Annotated in this window: 6 protein-coding genes and 1 pseudogene; all 7 read right to left on the reverse strand. The window is 40.5% G+C overall.

Annotation, left to right across the window (positions count from 1 at the left end; all coding sequences use genetic code 11):
• Positions 1–107 precede the first annotated feature (107 nt).
• A complete protein-coding gene (locus V7K50_RS23745; protein WP_334964338.1) occupies positions 108–1,163 on the reverse strand; it encodes a TauD/TfdA family dioxygenase in 1,056 nt (351 codons plus the stop codon).
• An 8-nt stretch (positions 1,164–1,171) separates the two neighbouring features.
• Positions 1,172–2,749 carry a condensation domain-containing protein gene (locus V7K50_RS23750; protein WP_334964340.1) on the reverse strand — a complete coding sequence of 526 codons (1,578 nt, stop codon included), beginning with the start codon at positions 2,747–2,749 and terminating at the stop codon, positions 1,172–1,174.
• Between the two features lie 36 nt (positions 2,750–2,785).
• Positions 2,786–8,578: an SDR family oxidoreductase gene (locus V7K50_RS23755; protein WP_334964342.1), complete on the reverse strand. Its 5,793-nt coding sequence runs from the start codon at positions 8,576–8,578 to the stop codon at positions 2,786–2,788.
• 174 nt (positions 8,579–8,752) lie between these two features.
• Complete coding sequence (locus V7K50_RS23760; RefSeq protein WP_334964344.1) at positions 8,753–9,730, reverse strand: cupin-like domain-containing protein; 978 nt, start codon at positions 9,728–9,730, stop codon at positions 8,753–8,755.
• A 77-nt stretch (positions 9,731–9,807) separates the two neighbouring features.
• Entirely contained in the window at positions 9,808–15,084 is a 5,277-nt protein-coding gene (locus V7K50_RS23765) for an amino acid adenylation domain-containing protein (protein WP_334964346.1), read from the reverse strand.
• Between the two features lie 450 nt (positions 15,085–15,534).
• Positions 15,535–18,234: pseudogene (locus V7K50_RS23770) on the reverse strand (type I polyketide synthase); the annotation flags it as partial.
• A 141-nt stretch (positions 18,235–18,375) separates the two neighbouring features.
• Entirely contained in the window at positions 18,376–21,633 is a 3,258-nt protein-coding gene (locus V7K50_RS23775; protein ID WP_334964348.1) for a non-ribosomal peptide synthetase, read from the reverse strand.
• Between the last annotated feature and the right edge of the window lie 173 nt (positions 21,634–21,806).

Below are 21,806 nucleotides of genomic sequence, written 5' to 3' on the forward strand. Positions count from 1 at the left end.
AATACGCTTGGGGAGCCAATGCGTTGAACAGGTTTCCCGACTTAAAGCAAGTGGCGTTTGAGGAACGAAACCCAACATTTTCGGTGGTTTGTTGGGTTTCACGACCTTCAACCCAAGGGTATTGGTGTATAAGGTTCGGCCATCCCCACTAAAACTTTTCTGGGGGGAACAAATGGCTTACGAGCATGGATTGATAACATATTATCTAGCATCAATACATCTCCTTTCTGCCAAGAAAAAGTGACCATTTCTTCTTGATAAGCAGTTCGCAAACTCGCTAAGACTGATGGCTCAATTGCAGAACCATCCCCGTAATATGTGTTAGTTGGTAAATCTTCTTCTGGCAAATTTTTCAATAACGATTCGCGTATCGTTGGTTCCAATGTGGAAACATGAAAAAAAGTTGCGTGATTGAACCAGACCATTTCACCTGTTTGAGGATGTTTGAGAATGGCTGGCCCAACTTGTCGAGTTCTTAAGCGTAAACCGGAGGGGTTGCCATAGGCATCGCCTACTTTCCATTCAACCTCAATTCCATTGTTTTTGCAATACTCTTCTACCTTAATTTTGTCTGTTGTTTGAAATACAGTTTGCCAAGGAAGACCAAATCCATCGCCAAAGTTACGCATATACATAACTTGCTTTTGGATGAAGCGATCGCGGATAATTGGATCAATTCGCTCAAAAACCTTTCGACAGCTACCAATCGGGGTTTCCCCTCCCTCCGGCGCTGGACTCATACAAAAAAAGAAGATTTTCAACGGAAAGGTAGGCGAGTAAGCGTGTTCATTGTGAGGAAAAATACTTTGATCGGCTGGGTAGTCAGTTGAAGTATAAATTCTCCCACCTACTTGAGTTCGCGGAGATGCCCGATAACGATATTCCATCGCTTCTCCACAAATTGCTGCAATAATTTGCTCAAATTCTTCTATGGAATTAACTTTGAAATCACGAAAAAGTATTGCTCCATATTTTAATAATTCAGCTTTCAAATATTCCCGATTATTATTAGCCCAGTTTTGCAGATTAACTCCCTTTACACTAGGCTTAATTACTAAAGGAAAATTAGTATCTGGCTTGAGAAATTCAGTTTTGATTAACTCTTCTGTGGATATATTAACAGCTTTTCGTCTCACATAACCTAGAGATTCAATCTTTGTCATGATTTTTATTATCTGTTATTTGCTCTACGTTTAACGTTGATTAATTTCTGCTCGATAGTATTTTGATAAACTTCTTCTCTAGCGAGATGCTGATTCTTCTCTACTTCATTAAGAATTATTTTTAAGTCACTTAATTTAGTTTCTGGATGCGTTGCAATCTTATTGAGAAGGGTTGCAAAATTATTCGATAACCTAACAATTCTGCCACGATCAAATAAATCAGTGTTATATTCCCATACACCAAATAGTCCCTGATCTGTTTCGTTTAACTCCAATAATAAGTCAAACTGCACTGTTTTGTTTTCCACCTTAAAAGATGTGATAGTTAAACCTGGAAGTTCCAAAGACGGGGTTTGAGTATTTTCCAAAACAATCTTGACTTGAAATAACGGTGTACGGTTCAACTCCCGTTTTGGATTCAGAACATCTACCAATTTATCGAAGGGCAAATCTTGGTGAGCATAAGCTTCCAAAGTCATTTCGCGGACTCGTTCTAATAACTCTAGAAAAGTAGGATTTCCTGATAAATCTGTACGCAATACTAATTGATTAACAAAAAATCCGATCAATTCTTTAGTCTCGGCTTGATTGCGGTTGGCAATATCAGTACCGACAACAATATCTTCTTGATTGGTGTACCAATGCAGCAAAGTCTGAAAAGCTGCTAGCAGAATCATAAACAGTGTGATGCCTTGGCGCTGATTTAGAGTCTTCAGCTTCTCAGATAATGTTTTGGGTAGAACCAGAGCTTCCCTGCCTCCTGAGAAAGTCTGGCTAGGCGTTTGCGGAGCGTCTCGGAGAGAAGCTCCGGGACGCTCCGAAACGCTAGGGAGTTCCAGAACAGGTAGTTTACCGCCTAATTTTCTTTGCCAGTAAGCAAGTTGAGTTTCTAATCGTTCTCCCTGTAACCACTGTCTTTGCCACACAGCAAAGTCTGCATACTGGATGGATAGTTCCGAAAGCGGTGATAGTTTGCCAACAGAAAAAGCTTTGTACAAAGTTGCGATTTCCTGAATCAACACACCTATAGCCCAGCCATCAGCAACAATGTGATGCATAGTCAACAATAATGCATATTCTGCCGCCGCTAATTGCAGTAAAGTAACTCGCAATAAAGGCTCTTTGCTTAGGTTGAAAGGCTGTTGGGCTTCCTCACTCGCCAGTCTCAAAACTTCAGCATCTCTATGCTTTTGAGAAAGTTTTTGTAAATCTAATATTGGTAGTTTGAAGCTCAAATTAGGAGCAATAACTTGTAGAGGTTGTCCATCAACTACTGTGAATGTAGTTCTTAAAACTTCGTGCCGTCTCACAACTTCATCAAAGCTTTGCTCCAGCGCCGCCACATTTAGCGCTCCGACAATATGCATGGGCTGAGAGATATTATAAGCGCTGCTACCAGGTTGTAATTGGTCGATGAACCACAATCTTTGCTGGGCAAAAGATAGAGGGAATAAGTTGGAATCTCGACTTTGAGAGCATATTTTTGATCCTGAAAAAACAATCTCTTTTTTCTTCTGAATGTGTTGTGTAAGAAGCTGAAGTTTCTCTGGAGAAAGACGCGCAATCCGTTGCGAAAGTTCATTCATATTTGCCAATTAAAGAGATTTAAAAAAATTCATTACTTACTTTTGCAAAGCAATTAATGCCTGTACCTCATCTTGTGATAGTTGTTCAATATCTGCTAAAGCTTGAGCTAATTCCTCTAAATTTGTCTGTTCCGCCAGTTTTTGGATAATAACTTCAGCTAAGTCAGCTATATTCGGGCTATTAAAGAAGCCTTTGTAAGAAAGTTCTATTTGAAAAGTTTTACACAGTTCAGAAACTAATTGAGTAGCAAATAAAGAGTCTCCTCCTAACTCAAAGAAGTTGTCGTGAATCCCGACTTTTTCAATACCTAGAAGTTGTTGCCAAATGTCAGCAAGGGTTCGCTCAATTTCATTACTAGGAGCGATATAAGCATTCGCCAAGTTAGGGCGGGGGTGATTAGGTTTGGATTGACGAAGCTGGGCTAATTTCTCTTCCAAAGATTTAGCAGATTCTTTTGCCTTAATTAAGCTGGTAAAATATTGTGTTGATACAATGATTTGAGGAAATGTGCTAGTACTCAGAATACGTTTAAATGCCTCTATGCCCTCAAAATCAACTATTCCTGCTGTTAAATTTTCCCCCGTGATTTCTTGATGGCGGGCTTCAACAGCAATTGCCATTCCGACACTGTTCCATCTATCCCAGTTAATAGATTTAATAAATTTCCATGTTACATATTTAGAGGCGCTGTAGTGAGCAAAGGAGTCAAGGAAGGCATTTGCAGCTGTATAATCTGCCATTCCAGATGTGCCAATAAATGAATTTAGTGATGAACAGAGTACAAAGAAATCCAGGTTATTCTCCTTAAATAGAGTTTCAAGTATTCGTGTTCCTTGCACTTTTGGGGCTAAAGCTTTGGCTACAGTTTCTTTTGTTGTGAGTTGCATCATTCCCCCACCGGAAACTGCGGCGGAATGAATTACTCCATGAATCTCACCAAATTGCTGATTACTTTTGTTAAGCACTGCTGACATCTGCTCAAGGTTGGTAACATCGGCACTAACTACCATTACCTCTGCACCTAATGCTTTCATCGCCTGCAATTTTTGGATCTTTTGGCTAATGCTATCTTGCTGGTTATGAGTCGATAACCATTCAGACCAATTTTCTTGGTCGGGAAAAGCTGAACGCCCCAATAATATTAATTTTGCTTGCACAGTCTGTGCTAAATATTCTGCCAGCAGCAGACCAACACCTCCTAATCCACCAGTGATGAGATACACTCCCTGTTTTCTGAGGCGAAGATTTTCAGTAATGGTTTCATCTAATTGAACAGGTTCAAAATCTTGTACCCAGCGATTACGTCCACGGTAAGCAATAATTTGGTCAGATGTAGGAGTCGTAAGTTCCGCTATTAGGGTTTGGATGAGTTCTTCTTGGCCACTTTCTACAGGAACTACAACATCAATACTACGACAGTTTATATTTGGGTACTCTAGCGGCATAACTTTGCAAGTTCCAAGAACCAGCGCCTTTTCTGGACACAGTATTTCTGAACCTGTTACTTCCTGCAAATTGTTGGAGAGAATACTAATTTCTAAAGCATCTGTTTGATTATTTTCTGTAATAGCTTGTGCTAAAAACAATAGACTCGACCAGCCTAAAGCTTCAATTGCTGAGTTGGTGTAACTATTTGGTGTCACACTCCACAGATGAACAATCCTTTTGGGAATCTTACCCAAACTCCGAAGTTCTTTGAGCAGGGTGTTATAGTCATCATCTTTTTCAGGATTAATCGTATATGTGCGTTGAGGATATTCGCTACTCTGTTGAAATTGCTCTCCAACTTTGACAGTAATAACATCTTGATTCTCAAGTAATAGCCGTTTTACCAAGCTTTCACCCAAGCCGCACTCATCCACAAACACTAACCAGCATCCTGATTTTCCCTCAAGTCCAGGTTGAAAAGACTGCGGTGGCATGGTACGTTTCCAAGAAGGAATGTAAAACCAGTCAGCAATATGTGACTTTTTAGCCAATAAATCTTGGTTCTGTTTTTGCTTCGTGATGGTAAATGCTGTAGTTGCTGAGTCAGTTACCGATGCAGCAATCTGAGCCACCAAAACCTGTTCGCCGAAAGCTTCAGTTTCCGAGACAGCCACTACCTCAACGAACCCATGAGAACGTAGTGCTTCCTGCCATTGCTTTTGTGATAAAAATGGATTACCACGGCTGCGTCCTTCATCCTCTAAAGGATTCATCAGCAGACCATCGGTGAGATCAAAGTCTAATTGTGGTTGAGTTATTTCCCACAATAGCAGAAATCCTCCAGGAGCTAATAGCGATCGCACGTTCTCCAGAGTTTTTGCCATATTCCGGGTTACGTGCAACACATTCACAGCTACCACCACATCAAAACTGTGGTTATTGAACCCTTGTTCAACCGGAGGTTTTTCAATATCTAGAAAACGATACTCAACAAATGGATAAGCGCTAAACCTCTGTCTGGCTTTATTCAAAAACAAACCACCGACATCTGTAAAAGTGTAGTTGGTGCCCTCAGATGGCAACACAGGCAGCAATTCTGTTGTCGCAATACCTCCTCCGCCACCAATTTCTAGAATTCTCAAGTTGACATCTGGCGGTAATAACTTTACCAGATGTTCCACAGCTGTCCGCATGATCCCTTTTAAATGGGTATACAGAGGCAATTCAGAATTGGCAATTTCTGATTTGTTGTCTTTTACTGCAAAGTACAACTCTAAGGGTTCTTTTTCACCAATTAGTACAGCCGGCAGATTCTCGCCACATTCCCGGACGATATTTAGCTCATGGGGTGTATCTACGTATCTGAGTTTAACTTCTTCTATCAGACTATTAATAAAGTCTGTAGAACAGGGAACAAGGTTTGTAAATAAATCCTTTTCTTGTTGTAATTGACCTTGTTCTACGAGTACATCTAAAAAGCGATACAACAATTGCCGATAACGAGGAATAATTTTAAATTGCTCATACAGCGCCTCAAAAGAATATCGTTCATTAAGGTTGCTAAAAGCACCTAGACGCTGGAGGGTGAGGTTTATATAAGCAGTACACAAACTATCTAAGTATTGTTTTTTTAGCAAATAAGTTTGCTCATCCAGTGCGGTGATGCTAGCACGAGCCTGGATTTTACAAGCCTCTACGAGAGATTTACCTAACTCAACTGCCGTTTGTTTTGGCTGTTTTTGGGCTTCAATCCAGTAACGCTGGCGTTCAAACGGATAGGTCGGCAAGGAAATACGATCGCGTTGTTCATGAGCATAAAAACTAGACCAGTCTATTTTGACACCACAAAGCCAGAGTCGCCCCAAGGAGTTGAGTAAAAATGTTACATCTGACTGTTGCTCTTGCGGATGGCGGATTGAAGTTAGTACCACCAGTTGATCTTGATGGTGTTGCTTGACAAAAGTACTTAAAGTTCTTCCTGGCCCAACCTCTAAAAAGATCCGCTCCTGTGTTTTGACTAACTCAGTTATCCCTTGGCTAAAGCGCACTGTTTGCCGTAAATGCTTGACCCAATATTTGGGATCTGTTGCTTCGGCTACAGTGATCCAAGTGCCACTGACGTTGGAGATAAACTCAACCTTCGGGGGATGAAGTTGGAGTTTTTGTAACTGCTCTGTAAATGGCTGGAGAATTGGCTCCATCATAGGAGAATGAAAGGCATGAGAAGTATGCAACTTCCGACAGGCTACACCTTTGGCTTCTAGCTGTTGTTGGAATTGTGCGATCGCTTCACTTACACCAGAAACTACGCAGTATGAAGGCCCATTACTTGCAGCTAAAGACAATTCCCTATTTAGTAATGGTTGTATCTCTGATTCGGGAAGTTGGACAGAAAGCATTTCCCCAGTAGGAAGTTGCTGCATCAGTTTTCCTCGAATTGCGACTAGCATTAGAGCATCTTCCAGCGAGAAAACTCCAGCTAAAGTAGCCGCTACATACTCTCCGATACTGTGACCAATCATCGCCTCTGGGTGTACACCCCATGTCATCCACAATTGAGCTAGGGCGTACTCGATGACAAATAATGCTGGCTGGGCGACAGATGTCTGCTTGAGTTGCTCTGTTGCCTTGGTTGCCTCATTTGGATACAGTATATGGCGTAAATCAAAACCTAGATGTGGTTTCAGCAATTCACAGCAACGATCAACTGCAAGTGTAAAAGTTGGCTCACTTTCGTAGAGTTCTCTACCCATATTCACATACTGTGTTCCTTGCCCAGAAAACATAAACACTATAGGACGATTGCAAGGCTGTTGATATTGAGTGAAAACTCGTTGTGTATCTAAAGTAGAAAGCACCTGTACCGCATCATTGATGTCTTGGCATACCACCATCCGGCGATGCTCAAAAGCTCGACGACCGACACCAAGGGTATGAGCCACATCAGCTAAGTTAATATTAGAATGCTGTTTGAGATGATGAGCCAGATTCGCCGTAGCTGTTTCTAGTGCCGATTCCGTTTTTGCAGAAAGAACTAAGAGATGATATTTCCTCCCCTGCCTCTCCTGCTGCTCCTCCACAGGTGCTTCTTCCAAAATTACATGGGCGTTGGTGCCGCCAATCCCAAAAGAACTGACTCCGGCACGGCGAGGAATCCCGTTTGTTGTCCATTGGGCAAGTTTGGTGTTGACATAAAAAGGACTGTTGGCAAAATCAATCTGCGGATTAGGTTCTTGAAAGTGCAAACTAGGCGGTATTTGTTGATGCTTCAGGGCTAGGACGGTTTTGATTAGACCTGTTACCCCAGCAGCAGCATCTAAATGTCCAATGTTAGTTTTGACTGAGCCAATAGCGCAGAAGCCTTTCTTTTCAGTGCTGGCTCGGAAAGCTTGCGTTAATGCCGCGATTTCAATGGGATCTCCTAATGATGTTCCTGTGCCATGAGCTTCAATATAGGTAATCGTTTCAGGTTCAACCTCGGCAACAACTTGAGCAGTTTGAATTACCTTGGCTTGACCGTCTATTCGTGGTGCTGTGTAGCTAACTTTGAAAGATCCATCATTGTTAATAGCGGAACCTTTGATGAGGGCATGAATGGTATCTCCATCTGCTAGAGCATCCTCTAATCTTTTCAAAACTACGATGCCTACACCTTCGCCACCGACAGTCCCCTGGGCTTGAGCATCAAAAGCGCGGCAATGTCCGTCAGGCGAACTAATTCCCCCTTCTTTATAAAGATAGCCAGTTTTTCTAAAAGAACTGATGGAAACGCCACCTGCCAAAGCCAGATCGCATTCTCCATTTAGTAAGCTTTGAGTGGCTAAATGCACAGCAACTAATGAGGTAGAGCAGGCGGTTTGGACAGTGAAACTCGGCCCCTGTAGATTCAGTTTGTAAGAAACGCGGGTAGTTAAATAATCTTTATCACCTGCGATCGCCAGTTGATGATTATCTATAGATCCAATGATATCTTTGTTTAAATAAACATTCAGTAAGTATCCACTGAAGCTAGCCCCGGCGTAAACTCCAATAGAACCTTGATAATTTTCTGAGTCATAGCCAGCATCTTCAAGGGCAATATATGCACATTCTAAAAATAAACGATGTTGTGGATCGGTAATTTCAGCTTCTCTAGGATTAAAGCCAAAAAATGCAGCATCAAAAAGTTCTACATCTTCTAATACAGCCCGTGCTTTCACAAACTTGGGGTTATTAAGTGTAGCTGCATCTAGCCCATAAGCTAATAGTTCTTCATCAGTAAAAACTGAAATTGACTCTGTACCATTTTGGAGATTTTGCCAAAAGTCATCAACATTTTTAGCCCCAGGAAACCGCCCTGACATGCCAATAATCGCTATTTCGGAACCAGTTCTATGAGCAGATACTGTCTGAGCATTCATGATTTTTTAAAACCTTTAATATTTCAGATTCATTTCATTTTTAGCAAACGCTTTTTTGGGTGAGCTTTACCAGGTATGACTTTTCTAGTTTGAATATTATGCTCACGAAAAGATAATATTTTGTTGACAGTAAGGCTCTGACATCACTGAGCATGAAACTTGGTAAATGCTTTTTTAAAGTAAACCCATAGCAAATAAAGCTCTGCCTAACCATGGGAACTCCAAAATCAATGGTAGGATTTTACCTTTTGTTGAATATTCTTGATTAATACAGGAGTAAACTATTTCTGAACTCCACTCATTTATCATGTTGGCGTTCATGGAGATGCTATTTTCAAGGTTTTTTACATGATGCCACCACTTTGGTGGTATGTAAATTATTTCTCCCGGTTCTAGTATAACTTCTACTGGGTTGGCGTTAGCATAAAGGGGAAAATTTTCTACATCCCCGTTAAAGGTTTCATCTTTTCCATAGGATAAAATATCCTTTTGATCTGGTATTAAGTCTGGTGTAAACAATACAATTTTTTTTCGTCCATCAATTAGTGCCACCCATGCAGGGGAATCTAAGATATCAGAGTGAAGACCTATCGATGTATCTTTACCTCCTATATAGAGATCATACAAATCCAGGCGATATTTTATTAAAAGCTTTTGTGGTAGTTTTTGTAACCAATCAGGAAAGTAAACAGGAATTTTGTAATCCTCATAAAGCTTAGGATTAGAAGAAATCCTCAAGCTTCGTAGATACAAAAAGTTATCACAAGCATCAGCACTCATCTGATCTAAATACTGAGCAACAGTCATGTCTACCTGAGTCTGATTCCTAACATCTGTCACAAGAAAATTGGTTGAACTGTACTCTGACCTAAAAAAATCTATAGTCCACTTTGTCATGGCTTTCCAATTTTTCATCGAGTCAGTTATGATGACAGGTTTGCCAATATTTGCATAATCTCGAACAAACTCTTCATAGGAGAGATTGCTGCGACGCTCAACAGAAGAAATTGGCGTCCATATCAACTTGTATTTGTTCTTACGCCACATTCTTTTCAGCACATATATAATTAAACGTGTGCTAAAAAACAATGTCACAAGCATCAAACTAAACAAAATTAGATTAGATAAATAAATCGGTGATTGTATAGTCATATAACTTCATTAAAAATCATCAGTTGTTACCTAAATTTGCTATTTATAAGCTTGGACTTAATAATAATTTTTAAAAATTATTCATTAAATCCTAAACTCTTGCTAATTGACTTCATTTTTTGCAGGCGTTTTTTTTGATTAGCTTTACCATCTTTGAGCTTATCAACTTGAATATCAGTTTTTTGAAAGGACGTTTTTTGATTTTTGATTGTGTTCAAATATTCTGCTAAAGAGCTTATAGTTGGATATCTAAACATATCGAGCATTGATAAATCGGTTTTGAATATTTCGCGTAATTGGCTATTAACTTTAACCATAAGTAATGAATGACCCCCGAGTTCAAAAAAGTTGTCGTGAATGCCGATATTCTCGATATTGAGAACTTTTTGCCAAATTGTAGCGATCGCTTGTTCTATCTCAGTTTGTGGCATCACATAAGCAGCTTCTAGCTCTGGGCGGAGAGTTTCTGGTGCTGGCAAAGCTTGGCGGTTTACCTTGCCGTTCGATGTCAGTGGTAGCACCTCCAGCATCATAAAGACCGATGGCACCATATACTCTGGCAGATGCTTTAAAAGGAAGTTACGTAGTTCACTGGTTGTCAGTGTTTGCTTGTTGCAGGGAACAACATAGACCACCAAGTTCTTGTCACCAGGTTGGGTTTCCTGAGCCACTACCACAGTCTCCCGCACACCTGGGTGTTGAGCTAGCATCGCCTCAATCTCCCCTAGTTCAATGCGGAAACCACGGATTTTAACCTGATGGTCAATGCGTCCTAAGTATTCAATATCTCCATTGGGTAGATAGCGGGCTAAGTCGCCTGATTTATAAAGGCGTGCGTTTGGTTTATCACTAAAGGAATGTGGGATAAACCTAATGGCGGTGAGTTCTGGTCGATTTAAATAACCTCGTGCCACACCAGCACCACCAATGTACATTTCACCCGTAACTCCAATAGGTACTGGCTGTCCATGTTGATCCAACAAGTAAATTTGCAAGTCAGGAATTGGACACCCAATAACACTCCGTGGAGCAATTTCTAAGTCTGCCATCGTCAATGGACGATATGTCACATGCACAGTTGTTTCTGTAATACCGTACATATTGACTAACTGTGGAAACCGATCGCCATGTCGTTCAAACCAAGGTCTTAAGCTTTGAAGTTCTAGAGCTTCTCCACCGAAAATGACCAGTCGTAGGCTCAACTTTTTGCTATCTCCCAACAATTCCTCTGCTTGTATGAGTTGACGGAAAGCTGAGGGTGTCTGGTTGAGTACTGTCACTTGCTGGGTTGACAAGAATTTGTAGAAATCTTCAGGTGAACGACTTAACGAGTACGGTACTATAACTAACTGTCCACCAAACAACAGGGCACCCCAGAGTTCCCAAACTGAAAAATCAAAGGCAATTGAATGAAAAAGTGAAAATACATCCTCTTGGTTGAAATGATACCAGGACTCAGTTGCTGCCAATAGACGTACAACATTGGCATGATTGACTAAGACACCTTTAGGCTGGCCTGTTGAGCCTGATGTGTAGATTATATAAGCTAGGTTATCACTTCTATAATTACTAATTAAATTTTGTTGACTTTCCTGAACTCTACTTTCCCAATCTGTATCTAGACAGACAACCCTGGTGTGATTTTTCGGCAAATTCTCTATCAAGCACTGCTGGGTCAGCAGTATTGCTATCTGTGCGTCCTGCAATATGAAAACTAATCTTTCGGGGGGATATGCTGGATCGAGTGGCACATAAGCGCCACCAGCTTTGAGAATACCTAAAATTCCTATGACCATTTCGAGCGATCGCTCCACACAAATCCCTACCAATACCTCTGGTTTGACCCCAAGTTGTTGTAGGTAATGCGCCAATTGATTTGCGCGGTGATTTAGCTCTCGATAGGTGAGGTGTTGGTCTTCAAAGGTTACAGCAATTGCATCAGGCGATCGCTCTACTTGAGCCTCAAATAACTCATGAATACAATACTCTCCAGGATAGTCAGTTTGAGTATTGTTCCATTCCACCAACAACTGATGCTGTTGAGTTTGTGTCAATATAGGCAATTCTGCAAGGGGTTGCTCTGGGTTGGCGACAACACCTTCTAACAAGGTTACGTAATGTCCGAGCCAGCGCTGAATTGTTTGGGTATCAAATAAATCGGTATTATACTCCAGTTCTATTACTAGTTCACTGTCTGTCTGAAGAATATTTAAATTAATATCTAGCTTAGTAGCACTGGTAGCATTTTTAGCTACTTCAAACTCTTGTTTTAAAGATTTGGACTCCAATTGAGCTTTGTCCAAATTAAACCCTGTGGTAAAAAGAGGGGTGCGGCTAGGGTCTCGTGGTAACTTTAAATTTTCAATTAGTTTAATAAAAGGATAAATTTGATACTCGTAAGCATCTAGCAAGACCTGCTGGATTGAACTCAAATAGTCTGCAAATCCGGGATTACCAATAACTTGGCTGCGTATGGGTAATAGATTAACACAGTGACCAACCAGATATTCATCTGCGATCGCAGATTGTCCAGCCGAAGCAATCCCAACAACGATATCTTGTTGATTCGTCAATCGTTGTAATAAAGTTATAAATGCTGTTAAAAGAATCGTAAATAAAGTATAACCACGTTGTAAACTTAAGCTTTTCAAAGCATTATACAGGGTGGAATCAAGGATAAGATTTTCTCGCGCTCCAGTGTAGGTAAATATCGCTGGTCGAGGATGGTCGGTTGGTAATTCCAATATAGGCACTGAATTGGCAAATTGATTCAGCCAATAAACTTCAGCTTTAGCCATTTCTGGACTTTGCTGCATTTCTACTTGCCACAGAGCATACTCACTCCATTTCATCGGTTGTGGAAGTTGGCTAGCAACACCTAGGCACTCTGCTGAATAAATTGCTGCTAGTTCTCGTAACAAAATACTAATTGACCAACCATCAGCAACAATGTGATGATTTGTCAAAATTACAAGATGATGATCTTCCTGCAACTTAACTATATGGCAGTTCAGTAATGGCCCTTTTTCTAAATGGAAAATTTGTTGAGCTTCTCGTACTAATAAATCCGATAGCTCTGCTTCTCGTTGACTTTTATCTAAAGTGGAAAAATCACTGAGAGGAATGTCTATAGTCAAAGTGGAATGAATTAATTGATTATCCCCCTCTGGGCTAAAAGTAGTTCGCAGTGCTTCGTGACGATTGATAATTTCCTGAACAGCCTGACGGACTGCCAATAAATTCCCAGTCCCTCGCAGATGGATAGACCTGGATTCGTTATAGGCGCGCGAAACTTCATCTCCCATCTGTGCTAAAAACCACAATTCTTTTTGTGCTGCCGTTAGGGGAATTTTGAGCGCTGTTGAAATCGGCGCAGGTGGTAATAATTCTCCTTGTTGCATTTCTACTACACTTTCTTTGACAGCCCTAATTACGTGTTCAATATCTGCATCGGTATGCGCCGTAGACAGATAAAATGTACGTCCTTCCCAGACATAAACGCCTTTTTCCAGTAAATGGTAGAAAAACAACTGACCAAACTTGAGGGGAGATGAGGCGATGAAACGAAACAGCGAACCAAAATGGACTACTTTAATTGGAACTTGCCTTTGTTGAAAGTAACTATTAAGAGTCTGGGCTAATTTCGTTGTTTTTTCAGATAATTCCTGCTGTAATTTCGGGCCACTGTTTTTAATATGATTGAGTGCAGCCCAAGCCGCAGCCATTACCAAAGGATGTTTGAAAAAAGTACCTGCAAATACTGTGGTTTCCGCTTGAGGATAAGATTCATCTCCATAGTTCCACATTCCACCGTCAAGGGTATCCATCAAAGCTGCCTTACCAGCTATGACTCCTATTGGCATCCCAGCCGCAACGGTTTTACCATAAGTAGTCAAATCTGCTTGAATATTCCACAATCCCTGAATCCCACCTGGATGCATCCGAAAGCCGGTAATCACTTCGTCAAAAATTAATACGGTTCCGGTTACTTGAGTTAATTGTCTAAGTTCAAGCAGAAACTCTTGAGGTTGCAAATCTGGGCGACTGCTTTGTATCGGTTCCACCAAAACTGCCGCCAGTTCGTGAGCATGAGTTTTCAGAATCTCTAGGGATTCAGGCTGCCCATAGTCAAGTACAATGACATCATCAGCAATGTCTGATGGAATACCTATAGCTCTGGGGATAGAACGCCGCTTTCCTTCGCTAGTTGTTACTCCTCTTACCAAAATCCCATCATAGATACCGTGATAAGAACCAGCAAATAAAGCAATCTTAGAGCGTCTTGTGGTAGCCCGTGCTAGGCGGATTGCTCCCATAACTGCTTCTGTGCCATCGTTACAAAAAGCTGCCCGTTCCGCGCCTGTCAACTCACAAATTAACTCTGCAACCTGACCGGCAAGACGCGATTGTGGGCCGTGTAATATACCTTGTTTTATTTGTTCTTGAATAGCTTCGATGACAAAAGATGGTGAATGACCAAATAAAAGCGCACCAAACCCCATAGAAATGTCTACATACTCTTGGCCATCAACATCCCAGAGCCTCGCTCCCTCACCACGCTGTCCATGAATGGGATACAACATCTCTTTAATGGAGGGTAGGAAGCCTGTTATTGCCCTGCTATTGGCATGGTAGGAACGATAAGCTTGAGTAAGTCGTTTAGATTCGGGAGTAAGCTTGACAAAACGTGCAATTAAAGCATCTAAATGTTTTTGTTGAGGGGGAGTTAACAGAGTCTTTGATTGTAACTGAAGAGGCTCAATTCTTTGGTGTATGAGTTGTTGATTAGACTCAGCCGGAATCGCTGATGAACTTTCTGGAAAACCAGAGTTATTAATTAAAGATTGAGCAACTTGTCTTACCTCATGCTCAACAGGGGGAGATAGGATTGCTTTTTGTAAAGATAATATCTTTTTAGATGAACCTGCTTTTTGCAAAATCTCTAGCTGTTTGGACATCAACTGAAGCTGCTGTTCGATTACCTGTTCGAGTACTGTACCTGTTACAGATTTTTCACCTTCTTGCTGCAATTTTTGTCTATCTGAAGTCTTTATATCAAGTGTTTGTTCATAGGGAAAAGGCTCTAGAATCAGATTTTCGGAAGGTAGTTTTTGAACTATATGAGTTACTAAGGCATGAATTGTTGATAAATCTTCAAGTAATAAGCGAAAAGGAACATCAATACCTAAATCTTGTTGAATCGCCCGGTTAATTTGCAATAAAATTAGTGAGTCAACACCCATTTGGAGAAAAGGAGTATAAATATCAATTCCAGATGATTTCACTCCCAATGACTCACTAACAATGGATTTAAGTCTTGATACTAATTTTTTATATTGAGAATCTTTATTCATAATATTTTACATTTATTGAAATTATTGCTAGCTAAAAAATAAATAACTCTTATATGACAATACGGTTGGGTTAAGGCTAGTACTATGAGTCAAGGTCATTTTTTTAACGTAGACGCTTCTCTACGAGACGCTACGCGAACGGCTTCCCGCAGGGTACCGCAGAGGCGCAGAGGACACAGAGAGAGGAGGAGGAAAAAATTGCTTAACTGAACTGTATTGGGTTATATGAAACTACATATCTTTTTCTAATAGTTCTAGCTGTTGAAACATAATAGAGATTTGACTAGTTATTATTTTTTTGGCAGGATGATCCCGGTGTTCATTTTTTTTACTTAGATTGAGGATATTATTTTGCTGAGATTCAACAAGCAAATGTTGTGATTTCTCTCCCAAATAATTTGGCTGACTACTAATTTGTTCATTGTCTAACTTTTGGTGATTATGAGAATTTTTTGCATTCAATCGATTTAAATCATTAGTTTTAGCAGACTCAACCCAGTATTTTTTTCGTTCAAAAGGGTAAGTTGGTAAAGGAATTCGGTGACGTTTTTGATTGGCATAAAATCCTGACCAATCCACTTGTATTCCATACAGCCATAAATGTCCCAGAGTATTTAATAAGAATGCAACATCAGATTGTTGCTCATGAGGATGACCTATAGAGCCAAGTACCAACTTTCCCTGGAATTTTTGCTTAGTTAAAGTACTTAAAGTATGACCAGAGCCAACTTCTAAAAAAATCCGATTTGGCTGTTTGCACAATTCACTAATACCATCAGCAAAGCGTACTGATGACCGCAAATGTTTAGCCCAATAACTGTTATCTGTTGCCTCCTCTGGAGTAATCCAAGTGCCAGTTACGTTAGATAAAAAAGGAATTTTTGGGTGATTAAGATTGACTTTTGCTAAGAATTTGGTAAACGGCTCAATAATAGAGTCCATCATTTGAGAATGAAAGGCGTGGGAGGTATGGAGAGAACGGCAATCAATCCCTTGCTCAGTTAAGCGGTTTTGCAAATCTTCAATCTCTGTGCTTGGGCCAGAAACTACACAACGCTCTGGTGCGTTAATTGCTGCTAAGGAAAGTTGCTCACCTAGCATTTGCATAACTTTTTTTTCGGGTAGCGCTACAGCCAGCATTTTGCCTGAAGGTAGTTGCTGCATCAGTTGCCCACGAGTAGCAACTAGCATCAATACATCTGCTAAAGAAAATACTCCAGCTAAACAAGCGGCAACATATTCTCCTATACTGTGACCAATCATTGCACTAGGACACACTCCCCTCGATAACCACAACTCTGCTAAAGCATATTCAATTACGAACAATGCCGACTGGGTAATATAAGTTTGTGTCAACTGCTGTGTCGCCCATTGAGTTTGTTCTTGGCTGGGATAGAGAATAGTACGTAAGTCTAACCCTAAAATAGCTTTGAGTTGTTCACAGCAATCATCAACTTTTTTCCGGAAAATTGGCTCAGTTTGGTACAATTCTCGACCCATATTTACATACTGAGATCCTTGACCGGGAAACATAAACACAACTTCTGGTTCAGCTGGTTCTTGATAGTGCGTGAAAACTCGTTGCGGGTCTTTTGTCTCTAAAACTTTGATTGCATCATCAATATCTTGACAAACTACCATCCGACGATAATCAAAAGCTCGACGACCTACTTTAAGAGTGTAAGCAACATCAGCTAAGTTTAAATCGGGATGCTGTTTGAGGTGATTAGCCAGATTTGCCGTAGCTGCCTCTAATGCTGATTCCGTTTTCGCAGAAACAACTAACAGATGATATTTCCTTCCCTGCACCCCCTGCTCCACTACCGGGGCTTCTTCTAAAATTACATGAGCATTAGTGCCGCCAATACCAAAGGAACTAACCCCTGCACGCCTGGGATGTCCGTTTGATTTCCATTCTGAAAGCTTGTCGTTAACGTAAAAGGGACTGTTAGCAAAATCAATCTGGGGATTAGGCTTTTGAAAGTGCAGACTTGGTGGTATTTGCTTGTGTTTAAGTGCAAGAACTGTCTTGATTAAACCTGCTACACCAGATGCGGTATCTAGGTGGCCGATATTCGTTTTTACCGAACCAATGGCGCAGAAATTCTTTTTCTGAGTTCTGGCGCGAAAAGATTTAGTTAACGCGGCAATTTCAATGGGATCTCCTAAAACTGTGCCGGTGCCATGAGCCTCTACATAACTGACCATATCGGGTTCAATTCTGCTGATGGCAAGAGCTTCAGCAATGACTTTGGCTTGACCATCGATACTAGGAGCTGTATAGCCAATTTTGGCAGAACCATCATTATTAATGGCAGAACCTTTAATTACAGCATGAATATGATCTCCATTAGCGATCGCATCGGCTAATCGTTTTAAAATGACTATACCGACACCATCACCGTTAACAGTTCCTTGTGCCTTGGCATCAAAGGCGCGGCAATGTCCATCGGGTGACAAAATTCCCCCCTCTTGATAAGCATAGCCAGTCTTTTTTAAGTTAGTTATAGAAACTCCACCTGCTAAGACTAAATCACATTCACGATCTATTAAGCTTTGGCAGGCTAAATGAACCGCAACTAATGAACTAGAGCATCCAGTTTGGACAGTGATAGCTGAACCCTTTAAATCTAATTTATAAGCAACTCGCGTAGTCAAATTATCTGTACGATTATGATGTCTAATTTGGTCAAGACCAATTAAGTTTATTAATTCGGGATTAGAAAAAAGATTGAATAAAAAGTAACTACTAATACTGGCACTACCATAAACGCTAATTCGACCTTGATAAGTTTTAGAATCATAGCCAGCACTTTCCAAAGCCTCCCAAGCTGTTTCCAAAAATAGGCGCTGCTGTGGGTCTATTATTTCTGCTGTTTTAGGAGAATAATCAAAAAATGCAGCATCAAATAGTTCTATATCTTCCAATACAGCATTTGCTTTGACATAATTTGGGTTATTCAGTGTAGTTGCATCTACCCCTATAGATTCTAGCTCTTGGTCTGAAAAAAATGAAATTGCTTCCAAACCATCTTTGAGATTCTGCCAAAATCTGTCCAAGTTACTAGCTTTAGGAAAGCGCCCAGACATACCGATAATAGCTATATCTAAATCGCTTATTTGATTCTCATTAAAGTCTTCATTTTTCATTGGTTTCAGTACTTCGTCAAATAATTTTACCGAAAAAATGGGTTTAGAGCTACGTGCTTCTAGCACGGCTTTAAAGTAATGAGTAATAAGTAATAAGTAATAAGTGAATATTCTTACTCATTACTCATTACTCATTACTCATTACCTGGATTGCGCTCTTGACTGCCTGGAAGCAGTTCGGCTCTCGGCGCGTTGAGTGCTTTCTTCAAAAGAAGATATTTTAGTCTGCTTTCGCGTTAAATATTTAGCTAAAGAGTTAATAGTTGGATATTCAAATAAATTAATTACAGATATATTGTTGCAGAAAATTTCTCGGAGTTTGGCGTGAGCTTGAACAAGCAGTAATGAATGACCACCGATATCAAAGAAGTTATCATAAATGCCCACTTTCTCAACAGGAAGCATCTGTTGCCAGATATTAGCGATCGCTCGCTCTACCTCAGTTTGTGGTGGTTCATAAGTTGTTGCCAATTCTGGGCGATCGCTATTTGATTCTGGGAGTGCATTACGATTAACTTTACCATTAGATGTTAGTGGCAAAGTCTTCAAGATGACGAAAGTTGAGGGCATCATGTATTCTGGCAGTTTCTCTCTGAGGAATCTTTGCAGTTCGCTAACACTGAGTGTTTGTTTAGGAACAACATAGGCTATTAAGGATTTGTTCTCATTGTCTTCTCGAACAGAAACTACAGCCTGTTGCACTTGCAGATGTTGACACAGTACGCTTTCAATTTCTCCAAGTTCAATGCGGAAGCCCCTAATTTTTACCTGGTGATCAACTCGCCCAATGAATTCAATATTGCCGTCAGGTAAGTAACGAGCGATGTCACCAGTTTTGTATAAACGCGAACCCATCTCTGCAAAAGGATTAGGAATAAACTTTTCTGCCGTTATATCAGGCCGATTCAGATAACCCCTAGCTAATGCCGCACCGCCGATGTACAGTTCACCAGTTACGCCAATGGGTACTGGTTGCAGTTGCTGATCCAGCAAATAAATCTGCGTATTGGCAAGTGGACGACCAAGGGGTACTGTCTGTGTATTAATTTGCTGATTTTCAACTGCAAAGGTAGTAACCCCCACGGTGGCTTCTGTAGGGCCGTAGTGATTGAAAATTAAGTTGGATGGCGCTTGCTGCCGAATCTGCTCAATAAGTTGCCAATTTGCAGCTTCGCCACCCAAAATTAGCTGCTGGCGCGGCAAGATGGAATCGGATGGTGCAGAGGCAAGAAGAGTGGCAAGATGGGAGGGGACAATTTTAAGACAGTCGATGGGATGGGTGCGGCAGTATTTTGCCAAGGTTGCTGAGTCAGTAGCACACTCGATAGATAAGATGTGCAGACATCCGCCAGTACAAAGAGCAGTAAAGATTCCGGTGTTACCCAAGTCAGCAGCTAAGGTGGAAACAGTGGCGAAGTTAGTTGTTGTTGATAAGTCTAACCTCTGTGTAATTCCGTGAAGGTAATTCAGCAGTTGTCGGTGTTCGATCGCAACTCCTTTCGGTTTACCAGTAGAGCCGGAGGTGAACAAGACATAAACTAAATTCTGGGTTGTGACTTCACTGATGGGATTTTCATCTTGGCGATCGCCAATGATATCCCAATCTGTATCTAAGCAGACTATTTGCCCTACATCTGTTGGCAGGTTATCGACTAATCGCTGTTGTGTCAAGATCACTGGTATTTCCATATCCTGCAATCGGCTAGCAAAACCTTCTTTGGGTAAGGTTGGATCTAGCGGTAGATAGGCTCCACCAGCTTTCAGGATGCCCAAAAGTCCAATAATCATCAAGAGCGATCGCTCTGTGCAAAGTCCGACTAAAACTTCCGGTTTGACTCCGCGTTGCTGTAAATAATTAGCAAGTTGATTGGCTTTGCTGTTCAACTCTGCATAAGTTAGTTGCTGATCTTCAAAGACAACGGCAATTTTATTTGGTGTTTTTTGTACTTGGGCTTCAAATATTTGGTGAATGCATTTGTCTTGTAAATTGTCAAGATGTGTTTGGTTAAATTCTAGTAGTAATTGCTGGCGATCGCTAAAGTTCAGAATCTCTAATCGGCTAATTTTCTCTTGGGGATTAGCCGTTACGCTCGTTAATAAAGTTTGAAATTGTCTGGCTATACGTTCAATAGTATCGGCTGCAAAGTAATTGATATCGTAGTAAAACTCTGTAGTTAAATAATGCTCGCGTTGAGTACAAGTGAGTTTTATTTTAAATTGTTCAATACAACTGTAATATTTCTCAAGAGAAAATGATACATTGCCAGCAACGAGTTTTTCTGGTAGTTGCTCAAACTCGAAACCGATAGGAAAAGCTAGTTGCTCGTGATTTTCTATCGGTTTTGGCACAAAATAATCTTGCCATTCTGCACCAGCTTCTATAGTCTGATTGGCTAGTTCTACAACTTCTTGAAAGCGCAAATCTGGTGTCAAATGGCTGTTAATTGGCAACCAAGTAGCAACGAGTCCTAATAAGTTGTATAGTTCTTCATAGTCTCTGCGATCGCTAGCCATCCCAATAACGATATCTGGCTGTCCTGTCAGTCGCCAAATCAGTGTTTGCCAGCAAGCTAGTAAGATGATAGCAGTGGAAGTATCATATTTTTGAGCTAAGTTGGCAATTTTGGCTGTCACATCAGGGGTAATATCTAATCCATAGCAGTTTACCTCAAACTTTGATGGCTGTAATGGCTGGCTTTCAAAAGGTAACTTCAAGGAAGCGAGTGGAGAAAGCTTTTGCTGATGCCAGTATTTTTTAGCTGTTTCTGCATCCTCATCTAAGAGTAATTGATTCTGCCATTCTGAGAATTGCAGATATTGTACAACTTCTTCTGATACTCTCTCACCTTCTAAACAGGCAGGATATGAATTGCTGATTTCAGTTACCAGATTCTTGAGTGTCCAAGCATCAGCACAAAGTGAAGGTAGACTAATAAGTAAAATATACTTTTCTACTGATAGCGTCAGTAGAGATATATGCAACAGTGTTCCTTGCTCAAAGTTAAAATTAAGGGCTGCTGCTTGGAAAATATCTACAATTTTGCTTGAGATTTCTTTGGGTTCACAATGACTAAGATTGATGTTATCCCACGATAGAATACTACTATTTTTTACATCCATCACAGGAATTTTCATTCCAGGTAGACAATGAAAATTTGTACGCAAAATTCCATGTCGAATCATGACTTGTTGTAAAGCAGCTTTTAATACTTCTTGTTTGAGATTGCCTTCAATAAGAATGGCACATTGAGCAAAATAAGCTGAACTATATTGCTGTAATGACCAAATACGCTTCTGTTGAGGGGAAAGCCGAAAACCCTGAATTATTTGATTTGGCATATATTTATCATTATTCTTTACCAAGAAAACACTATCTCGCTGAGTTAAGCTAATCGCCATTCATTTTTCCACAATGATTCGCTTGTAGTAAACGGCTCTAGCTCTGCTTTTATGCAACTTAAATGCCGATTAGCTTATATAGCAATGGACAAGGAGGTTAGGACATTAACTGATGATAAAACCATATAAAAAGACTTTCAACCCAGTCCCTAGTCCCCAGCGATGCACTGAGC

The sequence above is a fragment of the Nostoc sp. genome (assembly GCF_036917135.1).
In the GTDB taxonomy this organism is placed as follows: domain Bacteria; phylum Cyanobacteriota; class Cyanobacteriia; order Cyanobacteriales; family Nostocaceae; genus Nostoc.